The organism is Dactylosporangium sp. CA-139066, assembly GCF_050936175.1.
Lineage (GTDB): Bacteria > Actinomycetota > Actinomycetes > Mycobacteriales > Micromonosporaceae > Dactylosporangium.
Genome location: NZ_JBNJNH010000001.1, coordinates 9,529,783 through 9,549,886, shown reverse-complemented (window position 1 = coordinate 9,549,886; position 20,104 = coordinate 9,529,783). Strand labels below are relative to the sequence as shown.

The window sequence follows — 20,104 nt, the reverse complement described above, 5'->3', positions numbered from 1 at the left end:
TCGCGACCGGGCGGGTCGCGGTGGCGGGCCGCTTCGCCGCGCCGGATGCGGTCTTGCGGGCCGGGGCCGACTTGCGCGGGCTGGCCTTGGGCTTGGCCGGAGCGGCCGAGCTGTCCTCGTCCTCGTCAGCGTCGCCGTCGACATCATCGGCGGCGGTGTCCGAAATGTCCGACTCCTCCAGCAGCTCCAGGTCCTCGTCCTCGACCTCGTCGCCGCCCTGCTTCGGCTTCGCGCCGGCCACTGGCTTGGTGGACGGCTTGCGATTGCCGCCACTGTGCTGGGTGCTCATGCTCATCTCGTCGCCTCGCAACGCTCAGCGCTGTGCTGGTTCATCGGGCCTCGTCTGGTCAACGGTCGGGGGTCACGGCGGCGAACTGGTCCTCCCTGATCCGCGGGGAGATCCGCCTTCAGGGGAAGGACAGTCCAGCCGTCCCGCATTGTGACCAGCACAACGGGCCGCCGCCAAGTACCGGAGTCTACCCCCGATAGCATTTGTCGGTGACTCCCGCTGAACTCGCCGTAGTAGTCCTCGCCGCCGCCCGGGCGGCCATCACCGAGCGTGACCTCGATGCGTCGGTGCTCCCGGCGACGACCAGCGTGGAGCGACCGCGAAACCCGGAGCATGGTGACTATGCGTCCAATATCGCCCTGCAGTTGGGCAAGAAGGTCGGGCTGAACCCGCGCGATCTGGCCGCGGCGGTCGCGAAAAACTTGCAGGAAACTCCCGGGATCGATGCCGTGGAGATCGCCGGGCCGGGCTTCCTCAACATCCGGCTGTCCGCGGCCGCCGCCGGCGGCCTCGCCGGGGTGGTCGTGCGGGCCGGCCGGGCGTTCGGGCGCAGCGAGACGCTGGCCAAGGAGAAGATCAACCTGGAGTTCGTCTCGGCGAACCCCACCGGCCCCGTGCACCTCGGCCACACCCGCTGGGCCGCGGTCGGCGACGCGCTCGGGCGCATCCTGACCGCCGCGGGCGCCGACGTGACCCGCGAGCACTACATCAACGACGCCGGCGTGCAGATGAACCGCTTCGGCGAGTCCGTCATGGCCGCCGCCCACGGGCAACCGACCCCGCCGGACGGCTACCCCGGCGAGTACGTCCAGGACATCGCGAATGCCATCAAGGCTGCGCATCCGGACATTCTGGAAATGCCCGAAGAGCAGCAGAAGGCGGCGTTCCTGCAAAAAGCGTACGAAACCATGCTCAAGGAAATGCAGGACAGCCTCGAGCGCTTCGGGGTCCACTTCGACGTCTGGTTCTCCGAGCGGACCCTGCACGACGGCGGCGCCGTCGAGCACGCCCTCGACGAGCTGCGCAAGCAGGGCCACGTCTTCGAGCAGGACGGCGCCGTCTGGCTGCGCACCACGGACTTCGGCGACGACAAGGACCGCGTCCTGATCCGCTCCAACGGCGAGAAGACGTACTTCGCCGCCGACGCCGCCTACTACATCAACAAGCGCGAGCGCGGCTTCGAGCGCTGCATCTACATGCTGGGCGCGGACCACCACGGGTACATCGGCCGCCTCAAGGCCATCGCCGCCTGCGCCGGCGACGACCCCCGGCGCAACATCGAGGTGCTCATCGGCCAGCTGGTCAGCCTGCTGCGCGGCGGCGAGCCGGTGCGCCTCAGCAAGCGCGCCGGCACCCTGATCACCCTCGACGAGCTGATCGACGCCGTCGGCGTGGACGCCGCCCGCTACTCGCTGGCCCGCTCGTCCACGGACTCGCCGCTGACCCTCGACATCGAGGTCATCACGCGGCAGAAGAACGACAACCCGGTCTTCTACGTGCAGTACGTCGGCGCCCGCACCGCCTCCGTGGCCCGCAACGCCGCCGAGCTGGGCCTTGCGCGCGGCGAGGAGTACGACGCCGCGCTGCTGGTCCACGAGAAGGAGCTCGACCTGCTCAAGGCGATCGGCGACTTCCCGGGCATCGTGGCGACCGCGGCGGAGCTGCGCGAGCCGCATCGCGTGGCACGCTATTTGGAGGACCTGGCCGCGGCATACCACCGGTTCTACGACAACTGCCGGGTGCTGCCCCAGGGTGACGAGCCGTTCTCGGAGACCAACCGGGCGCGGCTGTGGCTCAACGACGCCACCCGTCAGGTGATTGTGAACGGGTTGGACCTGCTCGGCGTCTCGGCGCCGGAACGGATGTAGAGAACATGCGCGCACACGAGGCCGGAGCGCTCCACGCTGACCTGGGCTCGAACGGCCCCTCGTGGCTCCGGACACCGGACGACGTCAACGCACTGGTCCCGATCTTGTGGCCCAAAACCGTCAAACGGGACGCGAGCGGCGCCCTGACGGTCGGCGGGGTGGACGTCCGGAAAATCCGGGAACAGCACGGCACCCCGGCCTACGTCCTGGACGAAGAGGACTTCCGGGCGCGCTGCCGCGCGTTCAAGGAGGCGTTCGGCGGCGCCGAGGTGTACTACGCCGGCAAGGCCTTCATCGCCACCGCGATCGTCAAGATCCTGGTGGAGGAGGGCCTGAGCCTCGACGTGTGCACCGGCGGCGAGCTGGCCGTCGCCCTGCGTGGCGGCATGGCGCCGGAGCGGATCGGCCTGCACGGCAACAACAAGTCCGTCGAGGAGCTCACCCTGGCCGTCGAGCACGGCGTGGGCCGCATCATCGTCGACTCGTTCGACGAGATCGAACGTCTCCAGCAAGTTGCCATGAAGTTGGACAAACGGCCGAATATCCTGGTCCGCGTGACGGTCGGCGTCGAGGCACACACCCACGAGTTCATCGCCACCGCGCACGAGGACCAGAAGTTCGGCTTCTCGCTGTCCGGAGGGGCCGCCGCCGAGGCCGTGGACAAGATCCTCGCCGACGACATCCTCGAGCTGCGCGGCCTGCACTCGCACATCGGCTCGCAGATCTTCGACACGTCGGGCTTCGAGGTGGCGGCCCGGCGCCTGCTCGGCCTGCAGGCCCGCATCGCCGAGGTACACCAGAAGGAACTCCCCGAGATGGACCTCGGCGGCGGTTTCGGCATGGCCTACACCACCCAGGACGAGCCCGCCGACCCGCGCGACCTGGCCGGCGACCTGCTGCGCATCGTCAAGCAGGAGTGCGCCGCCCTGCACCTGAGCGTTCCGCACCTCTCCGTCGAGCCCGGGCGGGCGATCGTCGGCCCGTCGATGTTCACGCTGTACGAGGTGGGCACGGTCAAGGACGTCGACGGCATCCGGACGTACGTCTCGGTGGACGGCGGGATGAGCGACAACATCCGCACCGCCCTTTACGACGCCGCCTACTCGGCCACCGTCGCCGGTCGGGCGTCCTGCGAACCGCCGATTCTCGCCCGCGTGGTGGGAAAACATTGCGAGTCCGGGGACATCGTCGTGAAAGATGAATTCCTGCCGGCCGACGTCAAGGCCGGAGATCTTCTTGCGGTACCTGGCACCGGCGCCTACTGCCGCAGTATGGCGAGTAACTACAACCACGTCCCCCGCCCGCCGGTCGTGGCGGTGGTTGACGGGGAGTCAAGGGTCATCGTCCGCCGGGAGACCGTGGACGACCTGCTGAGACTGGACGTGGGGTGACAGATGCCGAAATCGGTGAAGGTGGCGCTGCTCGGCTGCGGGACCGTCGGTTCCGAAGTGGTACGCCTGCTGCACGAGCAGGAGGACGACCTCACGGCCCGCATCGGCGCGCCCCTCGAGCTGGTCGGCGTGGCCGTGCGCCGCATCGACAAGGCCCGTGACCTCCCGGTCGACCGGAGCATCTTCACGACCGACGCCCTCAGCCTGGTCACCCGCGACGACGTCGACGTGGTGGTGGAGGTCGTCGGCGGCATCGAGCCGGCCCGCACCTGGCTGCTCGAGGCGCTGCACGCCGGCAAGAGCGTGGTGACCGCGAACAAGGCCCTGCTCGGCGAGGACGGCGCCACGCTGCACAAGGCGGCCGCCGACTGCGGCGCCGACCTGTACTACGAGGCCTCCGTCGCCGGCGCCATCCCGCTGCTGCGCCCGTTGCGCGACTCGCTGCACGGCGACCGCATCACCCGGGTCACCGGCATCGTCAACGGCACCACCAACTTCATCCTGTCCTCGATGGACGCCACCGGCGCCGGCTTCGCCGAGGCGCTGGAGGAGGCGACCGCGCTGGGCTACGCCGAGGCCGACCCGACCGCCGACGTCGAGGGCTTCGACGCCGCCGCCAAGGCCGCGATCCTCGCCTCGATGGCGTTCCACACCCGGGTCACCTCCGCCGACGTGCACCGCGAGGGCATCACCGAGGTCACCGCGGCCGACGTCGCCAGCGCGAAGGCGATGGGCTGCACCATCAAGCTGCTGTGCATCGCCTCGAAGGCCGGCGGCGCCGTCTCGGTGCGCGTGCACCCGGCGATGATCCCGCGCACCCACCCCCTGGCGGGCGTGGGCGACGCGTTCAACGCGGTCTTCGTCGAGGCCGAGGCGGCCGGCCAGCTCATGTTCTACGGCCGCGGCGCGGGCGGCGCGCCGACCGCCTCCGCGGTGCTCGGCGATGTCGTCGCCGTGGCCCGCAACCGCCTCGCCGGGACCCGCAGCGCGTCCGAGTCGGCCTACGCCGACCTTCCGGTCTCCCCGATCGGGGACGTTTTCACGCGGTACCACATCAGCCTCGACGTCTCCGACAAGGCCGGCGTGCTCGCGGCCGTCGCGGGCGTCTTCGCCAGGCACGGGGTCAGCATCGCGACCGTGAACCAGTCCGGTCGCGGCAACCAGGCCGTGCTCGTCATCGTCACGCACGCCGCGCCGGATCGCGCCCTCGCCGCGACCGTCGCCGAGCTGCGGGCACTGGACATCGTTCGCGCCGTGGCGAGCGTCCTGCGGGTCGAAGGAGAGTGACCGCCATGTGGCGGGGATTGATCGAGGAGTTCCGGGACCGCTTACCCGTCGGGCCGCAGACCCCGGTGGTGACGCTGTACGAGGGCAACACGCCGCTGCTGCCGGCGCCGGAGCTCTCCGCCCGGACCGGCTGCGACGTGTACCTCAAGGTCGAGGGGTCCAACCCCACCGGCTCGTTCAAGGACCGCGGCATGACCGTCGCGGTCTCCAAGGCCGTCGAGGACGGCTCGAAGGCGATCATCTGCGCGTCGACCGGCAACACGTCGGCCTCCGCCGCCGCGTACGCCGCGCGCGCCGGCATCACCTGCGCCGTCCTCGTGCCGACCGGCAAGATCGCCCTGGGCAAGCTCGCCCAGGCCCTTGTCCACGGCGCGCGCCTGCTGCAGGTCAGCGGCAACTTCGACGACTGCCTGGCGCTGGCCAGCAAGCTGTCGCTGGACTACCCGGTGTCGCTGGTCAACTCCGTCAACCCGGACCGCCTCGAGGGCCAGAAGACCGCCGCCTTCGAGATCGTCGCCGGGCTCGGCGACGCGCCCGACATCCACTGCCTGCCGGTCGGCAACGCCGGCAACATCACGGCGTACTGGATGGGCTACAAGGAGGACCACGCCGCCGGCAACGCCACGCGGCGCCCGCGCATGTTCGGCTTCCAGGCCTCCGGCGCCGCGCCGATTGTCAACGGTGCCGTCGTGCGCGAGCCGAGCACGATCGCCACGGCGATCCGCATCGGCAACCCGGCGAGCTGGACCCGCGCCATCGACGCCCGCGACGAATCCGGCGGCCTCATCGACGCCGTGACCGACCGCGACATCCTGCGCGCGTACCGCCTGCTCGCCCGCACCGTCGGCGTCTTCGTCGAGCTGGGCAGCGCGGCGAGCGTCGCCGGCCTCCTGCAGGCCCACCAGCAGGGCCGCATCGACCCGGGCCAGACGATCGTCTGCACGGTCACCGGGCACGGCCTCAAGGACCCGGACTGGGCGATCTCGACCGCGCCGGCGCCGACCACCATCCCGGCCGAGCCGCTCGCCGCAGCGAAGGCTCTCGACCTGGCATAAACAGGGGCGGGACTCGGGCCGTCCAACTTGCGACCGTAGTTGCCACCAGCGCCTGGTCTGGGTCGATTTCTGCGTAGCTCCATCGAGCCAGACTGGGCGAACCGGTCGGGCCTGGCGGCCCTCCCTGCCAGGCCCGCGGTGCCAAGAGCAACAACCGCTACGGTGTGAACGTGCCGCCCGCGCTTTCGGTCCTTACTCGCAACAGGGACTTCCGCAACCTCTTCGCCGCCGACCTCATCGGCCTCGGCGCCGACTGGTTCGTCATGATCCCCCTGCTCACGCTGCTGCCGCACCTCACCGGCAGCGGCATGTGGGGCGCGTTCGTCCTCGCCACCGACACCGGCGTGACCGCGCTGCTGCTGCCGTACACCGGGACCGTCGCCGACCGCCTCGACCGCCGCCGCATCCTCATCGCCGCCGACGTCGCCATGGCCGTGTGCGCCCTCGCGCTGCTGCTCGTACGCACCCCCGCGACGGCCTGGGTGGCGCTCGTCGCCGTCGGCGCGATCGCCGTGGCCAAGGCGTTCTTCGCCCCCGCTGGGCAGGCCGCGCTGCCCAACGTCGTCGACGCCGAGGACCTCGCCGCCGCCAACGCCCTGAGCGGCTCGGCCTGGGGCACGATGGTCGTCATCGGCGCGTCGCTGGGCGGCATCGCCTCCGAGGCGTTCGGCCCCTACCCGTGCTTCGCGCTGGCCGCCGCCCTGATCACCACGTCCGCCTTCCAGGTGTGGCGCGTGCGGCGCCCCCTGCAGGCCGAGCGCGAAACGGCACCCGCGCGCCCGTTTGCGGCGATTGCCGAAGCGTTGCGGTACATCCGCGGAAATCATCGCGTCGCCTCGCTGGTGACGGTGAAGTCCGCCGTCGGCCTCGGCAACGGCGTCCTCACGCTCTTCCCCGTCCTGGCCGCGACCCTGGGCGCCGGCCCGCTCGGCACCGGCCTGCTGTTCGCCGCGCGCGGCCTGGGCGCCCTGCTCGGCCCGCTGCTGCTGCGCCGCGTGCTGACCCACCGCTCCTGGCTGCTGCCCGGCCTGGCGATGTCGATGGCCGCGTACGGCCTGGCGTACATCGGCGTGAGCCTGCTGACCTGGTTCCCGCTGGTGCTCGTCGGCGTGGTCCTGGCCCACCTCGGCGCCGGCGGCAACTGGATGATGTCGAACGTCGCGCTGCAGGGCGAGGTCCCCGACACCCTGCGCGGACGCATCTTCGCCACCGACTTCATGCTCGCCACGCTGTCGGTCGCCGCGAGCCAGCTCGCCGTGGGCTCCTTCGTCGACCGCACCGAACCGCGCCTGCTCGCCGCCGCCTGCGGCGGCGTGACCCTGCTCTACTCGGTCGGCTGGGCCGCGATCACCCTGCGCCGCCGCCGTCCGCGCCCGGCCGAGGCCTAGCTTCGGCCCGGAATGCATCCGCCGTTTCGACCCTGGTCACGTAGACGGCGGCCATTACGCTGTTCGTACGCTGCGCCCAGGAGTCCGCACCCGCAGGAGCCACGTTGACTGTGCCGCCGAGCGACCCGTCCAAACGGCCTGGGCCGGAGCCGCCGCGGATCGGCCCGTTCCCTCCGCAGCCGGGGCATCCTCGCCGCCCGCCGTACGTCGCACCGCCCGTTGCGGTGCCGGCCCCTGTGCCGGGCCGCCCGCCCTTCAGCGCCCCGCCGTCGCCGAACTCCGGCCGCCGCGGCGGTTTCCTGGTCGGCCTGACGATCCTGTCGGTCCTCGTGTCGCTGATCTCGACCGCGATCGCCATCTACTCCCTCGGCGTGGCCAACGACGCGAAGAACGCCTCGGGCCCGGCGGCCGTCACCCCCAATGCGCCGGTGAACCAGGCGGCGGTCCCGACGACGGCGGCCGCACGCCCCACGGCACGCTTCGCGGAGGCGTGGACGGTCAGCCTGGAGATCCACCCCCCGACTTCCGGCGCCAGCAACATCGACCTGGACAAGCCCGAGGTCGGCGCGGACCAGGACAGCGCCGACATGCAGCTGTACGTGTACGACGGCGAGTACTTCCGCTTCGGCCAGAACGTCAAGGTCGTCACGATGAACAGCCCGGATGCGCAGCCCGGCGACTGCGCCGCGAGGTTCGACACCGCGCGGCTGGCCCCCGACGCGCAGATCAACGTGAAGACCGACAACCTCACGCTGTGCATCAACACGTCACTCGCCGACGCACAGCGCCAGGGCATCGACTGGAAGATTGTGCTGCTCCACGTCATGAGCGTGTTGGTCGACGGCACGGTGAACGTTTCACTCAAGGCCTGGAACGTCCCTCAGTAGCTCGTGCTCGCCCCGCCGGCTCGCTCTGCCTTTAACGTCTGCCTCTTCTGCGGCCGCTGGCTTTACGTCTGCCTCTTCTGCGGCCGCTGGCTTTACGTCTGCCTCTTCAGCGGACGCTGGCTTTACGTCTGCCTCTTCAGCGGACGCTGGCTTTACGTCTGCCTCTTCAGCGGACGCTGGCTTTACGTCTGCCTCTTCAGCGGACGCTGGCTTTACGTCTGCCTCTTCAGCGGACGCTGGCTTTACGTCTGCCTCTTCAGCGGACGCTGGCTTTACGTCTGCCTCTTCAGCGGACGCTGGCTTTACGTCTGCCTCTTCAGCGGACGCTGGCTTTTACGACAAGTCGGGCGCTCCGCGCCGCGACTTGTCGGATTTATACCCCGACAGGCGATATATCGACAGGGTAGGCGCCTCTTGCGGCGAGGAGCTATCGTGGTGATATCACTTCGATAGCCCCTGGAGGCGTGTCATGGAGCGACGGGCGTTCCGGATTCCCGGCTTTGTCATGCTCGGCTTGCTGGTCGTTCTCGTGGTCGTCGCGATCGTGGCCGCCGGGACGCTCGACGACGGGTCCGGGGGCCTGGTCATCGCCGTGGTGTCCCTGGCGGCCGTGATCGTGCTGAGCGGGTTCACCGTGGTCAACCCCAACGAGACGCGGGTCCTGCAGTTCTTCGGCCGCTACGTCGGCACCATCGGCGACGCCGGCTTCCACTGGACCGTCCCGCTGAGCACCAAGCGCCGCCTCTCGCGCCGGGTGCGCAACTTCGAGACCGACCGGCTCAAGGTCTCCGACGCCGACGGCAACCCCGTGGAGATCGCCGCCGTGGTGGTCTGGCGCGTGGTCGACACGTTCAAGGCGTCGTTCGGCGTCGACGACCACATCTCGTACGTCGCCGTGCAGTCCGAGGCCGCCGTGCGGCACCTCGCCACCAGCTACCCCTACGAGTCGCACGAGGACGGCCGGGCCAGCCTGCGCGAGGGCAACATCGTCAGTGAGGAGCTGACCGTCGAGCTCGGCGAGCGGGTCGCGCTGGCCGGCGTCGAGGTGCTCGAGTCGCGGATCACCCATCTTGCGTACGCGCCGGAGATCGCCCAGGCGATGCTGGCCCGCCAGCAGGCAAGCGCGATCGTCGGCGCCCGCTACAAGATCGTCGAGGGCGCCGTCGGCATGGTGCAGAGCGCCCTGGAGCGACTGGGCGAGCTCCAGGTCGTCGAGCTCGACGAGGAGCGCAAGGCGCAGATGGTGGCCAACCTGCTCGTGGTCCTCTGCGGCGATCGCAACGTCCAGCCGGTCGTCAACACCGGCACGCTGTACGCCTGAGCCCGTGCCGGAACGCAAGAAGCTCCTGCTGCGGCTGGACCCCCAGGTCTACGAGGCGATCGCCCGCTGGGCCGGCGACGACCTGCGCAGCGTCAACGGGCAGATCGAGTTCGCGCTCCGCCTGGCCCTGCGCCAGGCGGGCCGCGAGGTCCGCCGCCCGGTGGCCCGCGAGGACGCCGACGTCGACGGCTACGCCGAGGACGACGAGGAAGCGTCGCCCGCTCGCCCCGCGGACGCTGCGCCCTCTCCCGCAGCGGAGGCTGCGTCGGCTCGCGCTGCGAAGGCTGGGACGGCTCGCCCTGCGGAGGCTGGGTCGGCTCGGCCTGTGGAGGCTGGGTCGGCGGGCGCTGTGGAAGCTGCGTCGGCTCGGCCTGTGGAGGCTGGGTCGGCGGGCGCTGTGGAAGCTGCGTCGGCTCGCCCTGCGGAGGCTGGGTCGGCGGGCGCTGCGAAGGCTGGGACGGCTCGCCCTGCGGAGGCTGGGTCGGCTCGGCCTGTGGAGGCTGGGTCGGCGGGCGCTGTGGAAGCTGCGTCGGCTCGGCCTGTGGAGGCTGGGTCGGCGGGCGCTGTGGAAGCTGCGTCGGCTCGCCCTGCGGAGGCTGGGTCGGCGGGCGCTGTGGAAGCTGCGTCGGCTCGCCCTGCGGAGGCTGGGACGGCTGGCGCTGCGGAGGCTGCAACGGCTCGCGCTGCGGAAGCCGCCGGCCCCGTCGAAGAGTCCTGATCGGCCGCGCTACGAAAGTGTCGGGCCGGAACGGGAAAAAGCCAGCCGGCGCAGCGAGGAAGTGTGGCCGGGGGCGGAGGGCAATGCCTGGTTCGCGTGGCGGGAAGTGACCGGGCGCGGCGGGCACGGGGTAGATGACCGGGCGCGGGGTAGGTGACTGGGCGCGGCAGGAAGTGACCGGGCGCGGCGGGAATGACGGGGCGCGGGGTAGGTGACTGGGCGCGGCGGGAAGTGACCGGGCGCGGCGGGAATGACGGGGCGCGGGGTAGGTGACTGGGCGCGGCGGGAAGTGACCGGGCGCGGCCAGGAAACGAATGGGTGGCCGGCGGGCGTGGTGGGGAAGCGGCGGCCGGGCGTGGGGCGGTGTTAGCGGTGTTTGGAGACGGAGAAAAGAGCGGGATCCCGAGGACTGAGCGGAGCGATCCTTATGGTGAGATGTCCCGTATGGCCTTGCTCCACCACCCCGTTGTCGTCCGCGTGCCCGCGACCAGTGCCAACCTCGGGCCGGGGTTTGATGCGCTCGGGCTTGCGCTGACGTTGTACGACGAGGTTGAGGCGCGGGTGACGAGCGGTGGGGTTGTCGTCGAGGTGAGCGGGGAGGGTGAGGGCGAGCTGCCGGGCGACGCCAGCCATCTTGTTGTGCGGGCCATGCGGCGGGCGTTCGACGTGCTCGGGGAGCGGCCGGCGGGGCTCGCATTGCGTTGCCGCAACCGCATTCCTCAGGCGCGCGGGCTTGGGTCGTCCTCGGCCGCGATCGTTGCCGGGATCATGCTGGCGCGCGGGCTGGTCGAGGATGGGGGCGCGCGGCTGGATGACGTGGCGGCGCTGGCGCTGGCCGGGGAGATCGAAGGGCATCCGGACAACGTCGCGCCCTGTCTGCTTGGTGGGTTCACGATCGCCTGGACCGAGGACGGGGTGGCGGCCGCGGTGCGGCGGGAGCCGGCGGCGGGGATTCGGCCCGTGGTGTTTGTGCCGGAGGAGCGCGGGCTGACCGAGGTCGCCCGGGCGGCGCTGCCCAAGACCGTGCCGCACGCCGATGCCGCCTTCAATGCGGCGCGCGCGGCGCTGCTCGTGCACGCGCTCGAAGGCGACCCGGGGCGGTTGTTCGCGGCTACCGAGGATCGGCTGCACCAGGGGTACCGTGCGGAAGGAATGCCTTTGACGGCCGACCTCGTGAGCCGGTTGCGGGGCGAAGGGGTCGCGGCCGTGGTGTCCGGGGCGGGGCCCTCGGTGCTGGCGTTCGGGGTCGGTGGATGGGCGCCGCGGCCGATGCCGGGTTGGCGAGTTCTGCCGCTTGATGTCGATGTAACCGGCGCGCGACTCGGTGGTGAGCTGGCATGAGGTACGCTGGAACACGCCGAGCGGGACCCTGTTGCCGCTGGCTAGCGGAGTTGATTACTCTCTAGTCCTACAGCAGCCGCTCAGTGCGGCGATCTCATGCGGGGCGGCGTGCTCCGAATTCCGTGGCACCCCTTGCGCACGCCCGGCCGCCAACCCGCGTTTCCTGTGGTCGCGCGCGCACGGATGGGCCAACGACGCAGATGGTGGCGTCCACGCCTTGCCGCAAGCGCTGCAACACCTCCCGCACCGCACGCGAGGCGGGAGCACCCGCGGGCCGCCCGGCCACCGTTAGCCACATCCGGGCAGCCCCGGCCTAACGAGGGAAGGAATCCATTGAGCGACACCACCGACGTCACGTCGGATGTCACCACCGACCGCAGCGCGGTCGAGGCCGACGGCGCCGAGGCCGGCGCGACCCGTCGGCGGCGCTCGGGCACGGGGTTGGCCGGCATGCTGCTTCCGGAGCTGCAGAGCCTGGCCGCCTCGTTGGGCATCTCCGGCACCGCCCGGATGCGGAAGGGCGAGCTCGTCACGGCCATCCAGGAGCGCCAGGCGGGCGAGTCGCGCCCCGCCGCCGCGCCGGCCGCGACCACGACGACCACCACCCGCAGCCGGGCCGCGCGCAGCGAGGCTCGCGCGGAGGCCCCCGAGGCCGAGTGGCCCTCCGCCACCGAGGTCACCGAGCCGCCGGCCCGCACCCCTCGTCGGGCCACCCGTGCCGCCGGTCCGCCGGAGCCGCGGGCCGCCCGTGACGAGGCCGCCGCCGAGGCGCCGGCCGAGCCCGCCGCCGAGCGGGCCGAGCGTCCCACTCGCACCCGCGCGGAGCGGGCCGAGCGTGCCGCGGAGCGCGCCGAGCGCAACGGTGCCGAGCGCCCCGAGCGGGCCGCCGAGCGCGTGGAGCGGGCCGAGCGTCCCGAGCGCGCGGAGCGGACCGAGCGTGCGGAGCGGACCGAGCGTGCGGAGCGCGCTGAGCGGGCCGAGCGCCCCGAGCGGGCGGAGCGGCCCGAGCGTGCGGAGCGCGGCGAGCGGGCGGAGCGGCCCGAGCGCGGCGAGCGGGCCGAGCGCCAGGAGCGTGCCGAGCGCAACGCGCCCGACCGCGGCGATCGCGGCGACCGAGGGGACCGCAACCAGCGCGGCGGGTTCGCCGACGATGAGGGCGACGACGACGGCACGGGCCGTCGCGGGCGGCGCAGCCGGTTCCGCGACCGCCGCCGGGGCCGCGACCGCGAGGGCGCCGAGCCCGCGCGCGGTGGCGGTGCCAACGAGCCGCAGGTCAGCGAGGACGACGTTCTCGTGCCCGTGGCCGGCATCCTCGACGTGCTGGACAACTACGCGTTCGTGCGCACGACCGGCTACCTGTCCGGCTCCAACGACGTCTACGTCGCCATGTCGCAGGTCAAGCGGTACGGTCTGCGCCGCGGCGACGCGGTCACCGGTGCCGTGCGGCAGCCGCGCGACGGCGAGCAGCGCCGCGACAAGTACAACCCGCTGGTGCGGCTCGACACGGTCAACGGGATGGACCCGGAGGAGGCCAAGCGCCGCCCCGAGTTCTACAAGCTCACCCCGCTGTACCCGCAGGACCGGCTCCGCCTGGAGACCGAGCCGCACATCCTCACCACGCGCGTCATCGACCTGGTGATGCCGATCGGCAAGGGTCAGCGCGCGCTGATCGTGTCGCCGCCGAAGGCCGGCAAGACCATGGTGCTGCAGGCGATCGCCAACGCGATCACCCGCAACAACCCCGAGTGCCACCTCATGGTGGTCCTGGTCGACGAGCGGCCCGAAGAGGTCACCGACATGCAGCGCTCGGTGAAGGGTGAGGTCATCGCCTCGACCTTCGACCGGCCGCCGACGGACCACACCACCGTCGCGGAGCTGTCGATCGAGCGGGCCAAGCGCCTGGTCGAGCTCGGCCACGACGTCGTCGTCCTGCTGGACTCGATCACCCGGCTCGGCCGCGCGTACAACAACGCGTCGCCCGCCTCCGGCCGCATCCTGTCCGGTGGTATCGACTCGACCGCGCTCTACCCGCCGAAGCGCTTCCTCGGCGCCGCGCGCAACATCGAGAACGGCGGCTCGCTGACCATCATCGCCACGGCGCTGGTCGAGACCGGCTCCACCGGTGACACGGTCATCTTCGAGGAGTTCAAGGGCACCGGCAACGCCGAGCTCAAGCTCGACCGGAAGATCGCCGACCGGCGCATCTTCCCGGCGATCGACATCGACCCGTCCAGCACCCGCAAGGAGGAGATCCTCCTCGCGCCGGACGAGCTCGCGATCGTGATCAAGCTGCGCAAGGTGCTGCACGCCCTCGACTCGCAGGAGGCGCTCAACCTCCTGCTGGACCGGCTCAAGAAGACCCGGACCAACGTCGAGTTCCTCATGCAGATCGCCCAGACCACGCCGGGCGAGTAAGTCCGACACAACGCCGAACGCCCCCGCGCCTGACCGCCGGGGGCGTTCGCCGTGGGGACCCGAAGAGGCCCCTCGTGGCACCCCGGACGGGCGACGGCTGCCGCTGCTGTTCGACCGGTCGCCGCTGCTGCCCTCGGCGGTGTATGCCGCCGACGACGGCCGTGGTCGCCGAGGGCGCGACCGTCCGCTGCACCGAGGGCGCGACCGTCCGGTAAAAGCCGAGGGCGCGGCCGGGGGCTAGAAGTCGCCCTCGGCCACCTGGAACACCGTCAGGCCGAGGGAGCGCCACATCCGCACGACCTGCTGGCGGTCGTCGAAGACGCCCACGACGTGGTACCGGCTGCGGATCTCCTTCTCGAAGATCTCGGCCTTCACCACCGAGTCGCGGCGCTGGTCGCCGGTGACCCGCATGAACAGCCCCCGGTACGGCACGCCGACGTGCTCGGCCAGCCACTCCTGCGTCGCCTCGCGGCAGTCGTCCGAGCGGCCCGAGCAGAACACGATCTCGTGGCCGGCGGCGTGCATCGCCCGCACCGCGGCGATCACCGGGGCGTTCGGCAGGTCCTCGCCGACGCGGGTCATGTCGTACGGGCTGCGGCCGTTGAGCAGTGCGACCGTGCCGTCGATGTCGACCAGCACCGTCTGCGGCGCGTCCGGCGGCGGCTCGTAGGGCGCGCCGACGCTCTCGTCGATGACCGGGAGCGGCAGGGGGAGGGCGCGGCCCGCGAGGTACCGCTGATGCATCCCCCGGATCACGTCCTCCCCGACGTGCCCCTCGCCGGTGCGCAGCGCGTCGCGGCGGATGCACTCGTCCAGCGGCACGTCGGTGAAGTCGCGCACCGTGAAGCTCGCCCCGCACTTCGCGGCCAGCTCGGCGAACTCGCGCACGACCCGGCCGCGCAGGTTGGTGTCGTCGCAGACCACGTGCGCGCCCGTGCGCAGCAGCCCCTCGACGGCGGCGTGGTGTGCGGCCGTGACCTCCTTCTCGGCGCGCCCGCGCCGCGCCGGGTCGGTCACCGGCCCGCCGTGCAGCATCCGGCGCAGGTCGTCGCGGTTGACGCGGACGAGGTACGGCTGCTGCTTCGCCCACGTCGTCTTGCCCGAGCCCGGCAGGCCGCGGGTAATGGTCAGCGAGCTCATGCAGCCTCCTCGTCCGCGGTCTCGCCGACCGGCGGGCGGACCTGCTGCCACAGCAGCGGCGTGTAGTCCTTGTTGTCCAGGCGCAGGAACAGGCATCCGCGCCGCGGGTGGCGGGCGACGGCGAGCGCGAAGTCCTTGCGCGTCCAGCCCTCGGGCAGGGCGGTGACCGTCTCGGCGTACTCCCGCTCGACCTCGGCCACGAGCCCGTCCACCTTCGCCGTCAGGCCGGCCGCGACGTCGCTGGCCCACGCGTGGAACTCGTCCGGCAGCGGCTCGAGCAGCTCGGGCAGGCGGTCGTTGACCATGGCATCCCACACCACACGCGGGTTGAGACCGGTGACGATGCGGTGCAGCCGGACGTACTCCGAGTACTTGATCTTCAGCCTGGTGTCCGAGTCGGTGAAGTGCACGACGAGCCCCTCGCGATTGTCCCGCGGCGGCGCGGCGAGCGCGTCGGCCAGCGTCGCGTACGCGAACGAGTCCACCACCGGCCCCGGCCAGCCGTCGATGGCGCCCGGCCCGTGGCTGCGCCCGGTCGCGATGTCCACCGCGCCGAGCAGCACGAGATCGTCGAGGCCGCCGTAGTCGAGCACGATCCGGTTGGCCGGGTAGATGATCTCGAACAGCACCGTCCGGCCGGGCGGGGGCGTGAAGCGTCCGGCGTACCGCGAAAGCCACACCTTCGTCGCGTGCCGTGCCTGCTCGGAGTCGAACGAGCCGCGGGTCGCCACCGCGAACCCGTCCGGCGTCGGGAACAGCACGCCGAGCGAGCCGTCGGCCTTGTCCGTCACCGACACCAGCCCCTCGAGGTCGAGCTCCGGCGCGCCCGGCTGCCCGTGGTTGAAGAACTTCGCGAACGGCCGCGCCAGCACCCGCCCGTCGGTGGACACGACGAGCCCGCGGCACGCCAGCGTCGCCGCGTTCCACACGTTCTCGTACTGCGTCTTCTCGGTGTAGTTGTGGATCAGCAGCGGCAGGGACGGGTGGCGCTGGGTGCGGATGTACCCGCCGCCGACCATGTCGGCCAGCAGCTTCGGGTCGCAGAGTTCGTCGATGTGGAGGCTCATAGCGCGGTACAGCGTAGGTGAGCCGCGCTCGCGATCGCGACGTGATAATGGCCGGGAATGCGGGCGGGGGAGGGGGCGTTACAGACACCGGTCGAGGTGCCGTGACACGAGCATGGCAGACTTGACCGACGGCCAACTCAGGTTCCGGTTCACGTCCGAGTGCGGGCGACCCGGCGACCGACTGATCGAAAGGACCGCGGCCATGAAGCCGGACATCCACCCGGAGTACGCGACCACGCAGGTCACCTGCTCCTGCGGCAACTCCTTCACCACCCGTAGCACCGCCAAGGGCGGTCAGATCCACGTGGAGACGTGCTCCGTCTGCCACCCGTTCTACACGGGCAAGCAGCGCGTGCTCGACACCGCGGGCCGGGTCGCGAAGTTCCAGCAGAAGTACGCGAAGGTCCAGGCCAAGAAGGCCGGCAAGTAGCTGCGCTTCCGGCGCCCGCACCGCCCCTCCCCGGGTCGGTGCGGGCGCCGTCTCTGTTTCCCGGTCTGAAAGCGTCGTTGGCGCTCGCTTCGCTCGGGCGCGCCGGGGGGTTCCCACCCCGGACCCCCCATGCTCGCTCCGCTCACATCAAGCTACTGCCCTTCGTGACTAAGGATCTGCGATGAGCACCGACACCCGGCTCGCGACGCTGCTGGCGGAGTACCAGGAGCTGGAACAGAAGCTCGCCGACCCCGGCATCCACGCCGACCAGGCGCTGGCCCGCAAGACCGGGCGGCGCTTCGCCGAGCTGTCGCCGATCGCGAAGACGGCCGGCGAGCTGGAGCAGGCGCGCGACGACCTCTCCGCCGCGCGCGAGCTGGCGGCCGAGGACCCGGCGTTCGGCGGGGAGGCCGACGAGCTCGAGGCGCGCATCCCGCAGCTGGAGGAGCGCCTCGCCGAGCTGCTCGCCCCGCGCGACCCCAACGACGCCAAGGACGTCATCCTCGAGGTCAAGGCCGGCGAGGGCGGCGAGGAGTCGGCGCTGTTCGCCGGGGATCTGCTGCGGATGTACCTCCGCTACGCCGAGCGCCACGGCTGGGTCACCGAGGTCCTCGACTCGCAGGAGTCCGACCTGGGCGGCTTCAAGGACGTCGCCGTCGCCATCAAGACGCGGGGCATCCCCGACGGCGGCAACGGCGTCTGGTCGCGGCTGAAGTGGGAGGGCGGCGTCCACCGCGTGCAGCGGGTGCCGGCCACCGAGTCGCAGGGCCGCATCCACACCTCCGCCGCCGGCGTGCTCGTCACGCCCGAGGCCGAGGAGACCGGCGAGATCGAGGTCGACCCCAACGACCTGCGGGTGGACGTGTTCCGCTCCTCCGGGCCGGGCGGGCAGAGCGTCAACACGACCGACTCCGCCGTACGGATCACGCACCTGCCGACCGGGATCGTCGTGTCCTGCCAGAACGAGCGGTCGCAGCTGCAGAACAAGGACCGCGCGATGCGGATGCTGCGCGCCAAGCTCGTGGCCCTGGCCGAGGAGCAGGCGGCCGCGGCGGCCGGCGACGCGCGACGTTCCCAGGTGCGCACGGTCGATCGGTCGGAGCGCATCCGGACGTACAACTTCCCGCAGAATCGCATTTCCGACCATCGGATTGGTTACACGGCGTACAACCTGGACCTGGCCCTCGGCGGTGACCTCGACGGCGTCCTGGATGCCCTGGCCGAGGCCGACCGCAAGGCCCGCCTCGCGGGTGAGGAGCAGCTCAGCCGAGGGTGATGGGCGTCTAACGCAGACGTCACATTCCGGAAACGGTGCGGGGGCACGCTTGTACCGGGTAGCGTTTCGTGCCGAACGACTTGCACCCAACGTGATCGCCGACACTCCGGGAGGGGTTCGCCATGCCGTCGTCGTCACCCGTCGACATCTCCGCCGGGCCGCGCGCCGTCGTCGCTACCGCCGCGGATTTGATCTACAAGGTGGGTCGCTCGGTGCTCGGTGCCGAGCGCATGCCGACGGCGAAGGCGAACGCTTGGGCGGCGGTTTGTGCGGATCAGGAGCGTGCTCGCATTCGCGAGGAGAACGCTCGCATTCTGCTGTCTCGCTGATCTCGCATCGGCGGCGCGCTGAGGCCGCATCTGCGAGCGTGGCGACGTCGCTTCTCGCGCATTGCGCGACCGTAGGTCGGTCGTGACGCCCGCGAAGACGCCGCCGACCAGGTTGCCGACCGCCGCGTCAACGGGGTCGTAGCCCGGCTCCCTGCGTATTGCCGCGTTGCCTCGCAGTGCATCGCGCGCCCGTGTGCGCAAGCCCTTGAGAGGGGCCTCGTGTGCGCGGCCTTCGCGCGGATTTGTCCCCTGACAGGGTATAAATCCGACAAGTCGTGGCGCGCCAGCGCCCGACTTGTCGCAAAAGTCCACGGACCGAAAGCCAGCGAACACAGTCGAGTCAGGAAGCTGCGCGAGGGCGCGGCGTCTTCGCGCTCAGCATCGCGTGGTCGGCCGCCTCGAAGGCCTCCGCCACGCTCTGGAAGTCCTCGCCCGACAACCCCGCCCAGCCGATCGTCACGCCCACCGGCGTGCCCGGCACCATCGACTGCCAGTCCTCGGCGGCGACCGCGGTGACGATGCGGCGGGAGATCTCGCGGGCCTCGCCCGGCGACGTCGTGGGCAGGACGACGACGAACTCGTCGCCGCCGTACCGCGCGACGAAGTCGCCCTTGCGCATCACGCGGTTGAGGACGGCGGCGACTCGTTGCAGTACCAGATCGCCCGAAAGGTGGCCGTGGACGGTATTGACCTGCTTGAAGCCGTCGAGGTCGCACACGCCCAGGGCTGCGTGGCCGCCGGCGGCGACCAGCTTCGTGATGTGCTCCTCGAGGTAGCGGCGGTTCGGCAGGCCGGTCAGCGGGTCGGTCTGGGCCTCGCCGCGGTGGAAGTCGACCTTGCGCACGAGGTCCTCGTGGTCGAGCAGCGCCGCGATGCCCTCGACGAACAGGTCCCGCAACAGGTCGAGCTGCGCATTGGCGGCCCGGTAGGCGGCGCGGTCCGCGTGGTACGCCGAGCGGTAGTCGGCCGCGCCCAGAAACGCGAGCGCGCGCAGGCGGTGCAGCTCGGCGGCGCCCAGCGAGTCCTCGTTGACCTGCGCGGTTTCGAGGCGCGCGACGGCCTCGATCGGGCGGCGCTCGGCGATCGCCTGGCACGCCAGGCCGAGGGTGCGCAGGTCGCCGGCGCGGGTGGAGAGGCCGGCCGACTCGAGCAGCGGCCACGGGTCGATGTCGGGGGCGGGCGCGCCGAGCGTGCCGAGGCGGACGAGGGCGTACCCCATCGCGCCGCGCGCCACTGGGCGCAGCCGGTCGACCTCGTCGTCGCGGATGCGCCGCTCGAGGTCGGTGGCGATGTCGCGCAGAATGCGCACGCAGCCCTCGCTGTCGCCGCGGTGGTCGAGGTCGACGGCGAGGCGCAGCCGGATCTGCGGCGCGGCGAAGTCGGTGCTGGCCGTCGGCACGCCGGCCTTCTGGGCCACCTGGCGGGCGCGCTCCATGGCGGCGTTGGCGTGGCCGTGGAAGCCGGTGTACGAGTACGCCATCGCGAGGTTGTGCCAGCCCCACGCCGTCGTCTCGTCGGTGAGCTCGACGGCGCCGAGGGCGCGCGAGCCGTGCACGAGGGCGCGCACGCAATCGTCGAGCGTGCCCGTGCGCAGGGCGACGATGGCGGCCAGGGCCTGCAGCTCGCCGTACTGCCCGGGGTCCTGCACCTGGCGGGCGGCGGCCAGGCCGGCGTCGACGGCGCCCGCGTACTCGTCGGTGCGGCCCAGGTTGAGCAGCGCGATCAGGCGCAGCTTCAGCGCCTCGACCCGGTCGTGCGGCGACTGGTCGCCCTCCAGCACCCGCTCGACCACGGCCATCGCCTCGCCGATGTGGTCGTCGAAGAGAAGCCGGCGGGCGCGCGTCAATTCCGACGTGCGGTCGCCAACCGCCATCCGGACCCCCTTCCAGCGCGCCTCATGAT

Annotated in this window: 15 protein-coding genes; 12 read left to right on the top strand and 3 right to left on the bottom strand. The window is 71.5% G+C overall.

Annotated elements, in window-relative coordinates; translation table 11 throughout:
* Positions 1 to 498: 498 nt before the first annotated feature.
* From argS to rho, 9 genes are all read left to right on the top strand, one after another.
* Positions 499 to 2,157 carry an arginine--tRNA ligase gene (gene argS, locus ACQEVU_RS43610; protein WP_433334432.1) on the top strand — a complete coding sequence of 553 codons (1,659 nt, stop codon included), beginning with the start codon at positions 499 to 501 and terminating at the stop codon, positions 2,155 to 2,157.
* A gap of 5 nt (positions 2,158 to 2,162) precedes the next feature.
* Positions 2,163 to 3,548 (top strand): diaminopimelate decarboxylase, encoded by a 1,386-nt coding sequence (gene lysA / locus ACQEVU_RS43605; RefSeq protein ID WP_433334430.1) that lies wholly within the window; start codon positions 2,163 to 2,165, stop codon positions 3,546 to 3,548.
* Positions 3,549 to 3,563: 15 nt separating this feature from the next.
* A complete protein-coding gene (locus tag ACQEVU_RS43600; RefSeq protein ID WP_433335338.1) occupies positions 3,564 to 4,835 on the top strand; it encodes a homoserine dehydrogenase in 1,272 nt (423 codons plus the stop codon).
* 5 nt (positions 4,836 to 4,840) lie between these two features.
* Positions 4,841 to 5,890, top strand: coding sequence for a threonine synthase (gene thrC / locus ACQEVU_RS43595; RefSeq protein WP_433334428.1), 1,050 nt, complete (start codon positions 4,841 to 4,843; stop codon positions 5,888 to 5,890).
* Between the two features lie 170 nt (positions 5,891 to 6,060).
* The gene (locus tag ACQEVU_RS43590) at positions 6,061 to 7,278 is read left to right on the top strand and encodes an MFS transporter (protein WP_433334426.1); all 1,218 of its coding nucleotides are present in this window, start codon (positions 6,061 to 6,063) and stop codon (positions 7,276 to 7,278) included.
* A 224-nt stretch (positions 7,279 to 7,502) separates the two neighbouring features.
* Complete coding sequence (locus tag ACQEVU_RS43585; protein ID WP_433334424.1) at positions 7,503 to 8,165, top strand: hypothetical protein; 663 nt, start codon at positions 7,503 to 7,505, stop codon at positions 8,163 to 8,165.
* Between the two features lie 505 nt (positions 8,166 to 8,670).
* On the top strand, positions 8,671 to 9,486 hold the full coding sequence (locus ACQEVU_RS43580; RefSeq protein WP_433335336.1) for an SPFH domain-containing protein: 816 nt from the start codon (positions 8,671 to 8,673) through the stop codon (positions 9,484 to 9,486).
* Between the two features lie 1,162 nt (positions 9,487 to 10,648).
* Positions 10,649 to 11,545, top strand: a complete 897-nt coding sequence (thrB, locus tag ACQEVU_RS43575; protein WP_433334422.1) for a homoserine kinase — start codon at positions 10,649 to 10,651, stop codon at positions 11,543 to 11,545.
* A gap of 333 nt (positions 11,546 to 11,878) precedes the next feature.
* Entirely contained in the window at positions 11,879 to 13,960 is a 2,082-nt protein-coding gene (rho, locus tag ACQEVU_RS43570) for a transcription termination factor Rho (RefSeq protein ID WP_433334420.1), read from the top strand.
* Between the two features lie 237 nt (positions 13,961 to 14,197).
* On the opposite strand, the gene ACQEVU_RS43565 is transcribed toward rho, so the two are convergent.
* Both ACQEVU_RS43565 and ACQEVU_RS43560 read right to left on the bottom strand, forming a co-directional pair.
* Positions 14,198 to 15,100, bottom strand: a complete 903-nt coding sequence (locus ACQEVU_RS43565; RefSeq protein WP_433334418.1) for an AAA family ATPase — start codon at positions 15,098 to 15,100, stop codon at positions 14,198 to 14,200.
* Positions 15,097 to 16,167: an RNA ligase gene (locus tag ACQEVU_RS43560; RefSeq protein ID WP_433334416.1), complete on the bottom strand. Its 1,071-nt coding sequence runs from the start codon at positions 16,165 to 16,167 to the stop codon at positions 15,097 to 15,099. Before ACQEVU_RS43560 ends, ACQEVU_RS43565 begins: the two co-directional genes overlap by 4 nt.
* Positions 16,168 to 16,369: 202 nt before the next feature.
* Here ACQEVU_RS43560 and rpmE point away from each other — a divergent pair, with 202 nt between their 5' ends.
* From rpmE to ACQEVU_RS43545, 3 genes are all read left to right on the top strand, one after another.
* Complete coding sequence (gene rpmE / locus ACQEVU_RS43555; protein WP_433334414.1) at positions 16,370 to 16,597, top strand: 50S ribosomal protein L31; 228 nt, start codon at positions 16,370 to 16,372, stop codon at positions 16,595 to 16,597.
* A 181-nt stretch (positions 16,598 to 16,778) separates the two neighbouring features.
* On the top strand, positions 16,779 to 17,873 hold the full coding sequence (gene prfA, locus ACQEVU_RS43550) for a peptide chain release factor 1 (protein ID WP_433334412.1): 1,095 nt from the start codon (positions 16,779 to 16,781) through the stop codon (positions 17,871 to 17,873).
* A 122-nt stretch (positions 17,874 to 17,995) separates the two neighbouring features.
* Positions 17,996 to 18,202 carry a hypothetical protein gene (locus ACQEVU_RS43545; RefSeq protein ID WP_433334410.1) on the top strand — a complete coding sequence of 69 codons (207 nt, stop codon included), beginning with the start codon at positions 17,996 to 17,998 and terminating at the stop codon, positions 18,200 to 18,202.
* A 340-nt stretch (positions 18,203 to 18,542) separates the two neighbouring features.
* On the opposite strand, the gene ACQEVU_RS43540 is transcribed toward ACQEVU_RS43545, so the two are convergent.
* Positions 18,543 to 20,075, bottom strand: a complete 1,533-nt coding sequence (locus tag ACQEVU_RS43540; protein WP_433334408.1) for a diguanylate cyclase domain-containing protein — start codon at positions 20,073 to 20,075, stop codon at positions 18,543 to 18,545.
* Positions 20,076 to 20,104 lie beyond the last annotated feature (29 nt).

Excerpts from the sequence above, each read along its gene's own strand:
- lysA (WP_433334430.1), top strand. The coding sequence starts at position 2,163 with ATGCGCGCACACGAGGCCGGAGCGCTCCACGCTGACCTGGGCTCGAAC.
- thrC (WP_433334428.1), top strand. The coding sequence starts at position 4,841 with ATGTGGCGGGGATTGATCGAGGAGTTCCGGGACCGCTTACCCGTCGGG.
- ACQEVU_RS43580 (WP_433335336.1), top strand. The coding sequence starts at position 8,671 with ATGCTCGGCTTGCTGGTCGTTCTCGTGGTCGTCGCGATCGTGGCCGCC.
- thrB (WP_433334422.1), top strand. The coding sequence starts at position 10,649 with ATGGCCTTGCTCCACCACCCCGTTGTCGTCCGCGTGCCCGCGACCAGT.
- ACQEVU_RS43565 (WP_433334418.1), bottom strand. The coding sequence starts at position 15,100 with ATGAGCTCGCTGACCATTACCCGCGGCCTGCCGGGCTCGGGCAAGACG.
- ACQEVU_RS43560 (WP_433334416.1), bottom strand. The coding sequence starts at position 16,167 with ATGAGCCTCCACATCGACGAACTCTGCGACCCGAAGCTGCTGGCCGAC.
- rpmE (WP_433334414.1), top strand. The coding sequence starts at position 16,370 with ATGAAGCCGGACATCCACCCGGAGTACGCGACCACGCAGGTCACCTGC.
- prfA (WP_433334412.1), top strand. The coding sequence starts at position 16,779 with ATGAGCACCGACACCCGGCTCGCGACGCTGCTGGCGGAGTACCAGGAG.
- ACQEVU_RS43545 (WP_433334410.1), top strand. The coding sequence starts at position 17,996 with ATGCCGTCGTCGTCACCCGTCGACATCTCCGCCGGGCCGCGCGCCGTC.
- ACQEVU_RS43540 (WP_433334408.1), bottom strand. The coding sequence starts at position 20,075 with ATGGCGGTTGGCGACCGCACGTCGGAATTGACGCGCGCCCGCCGGCTT.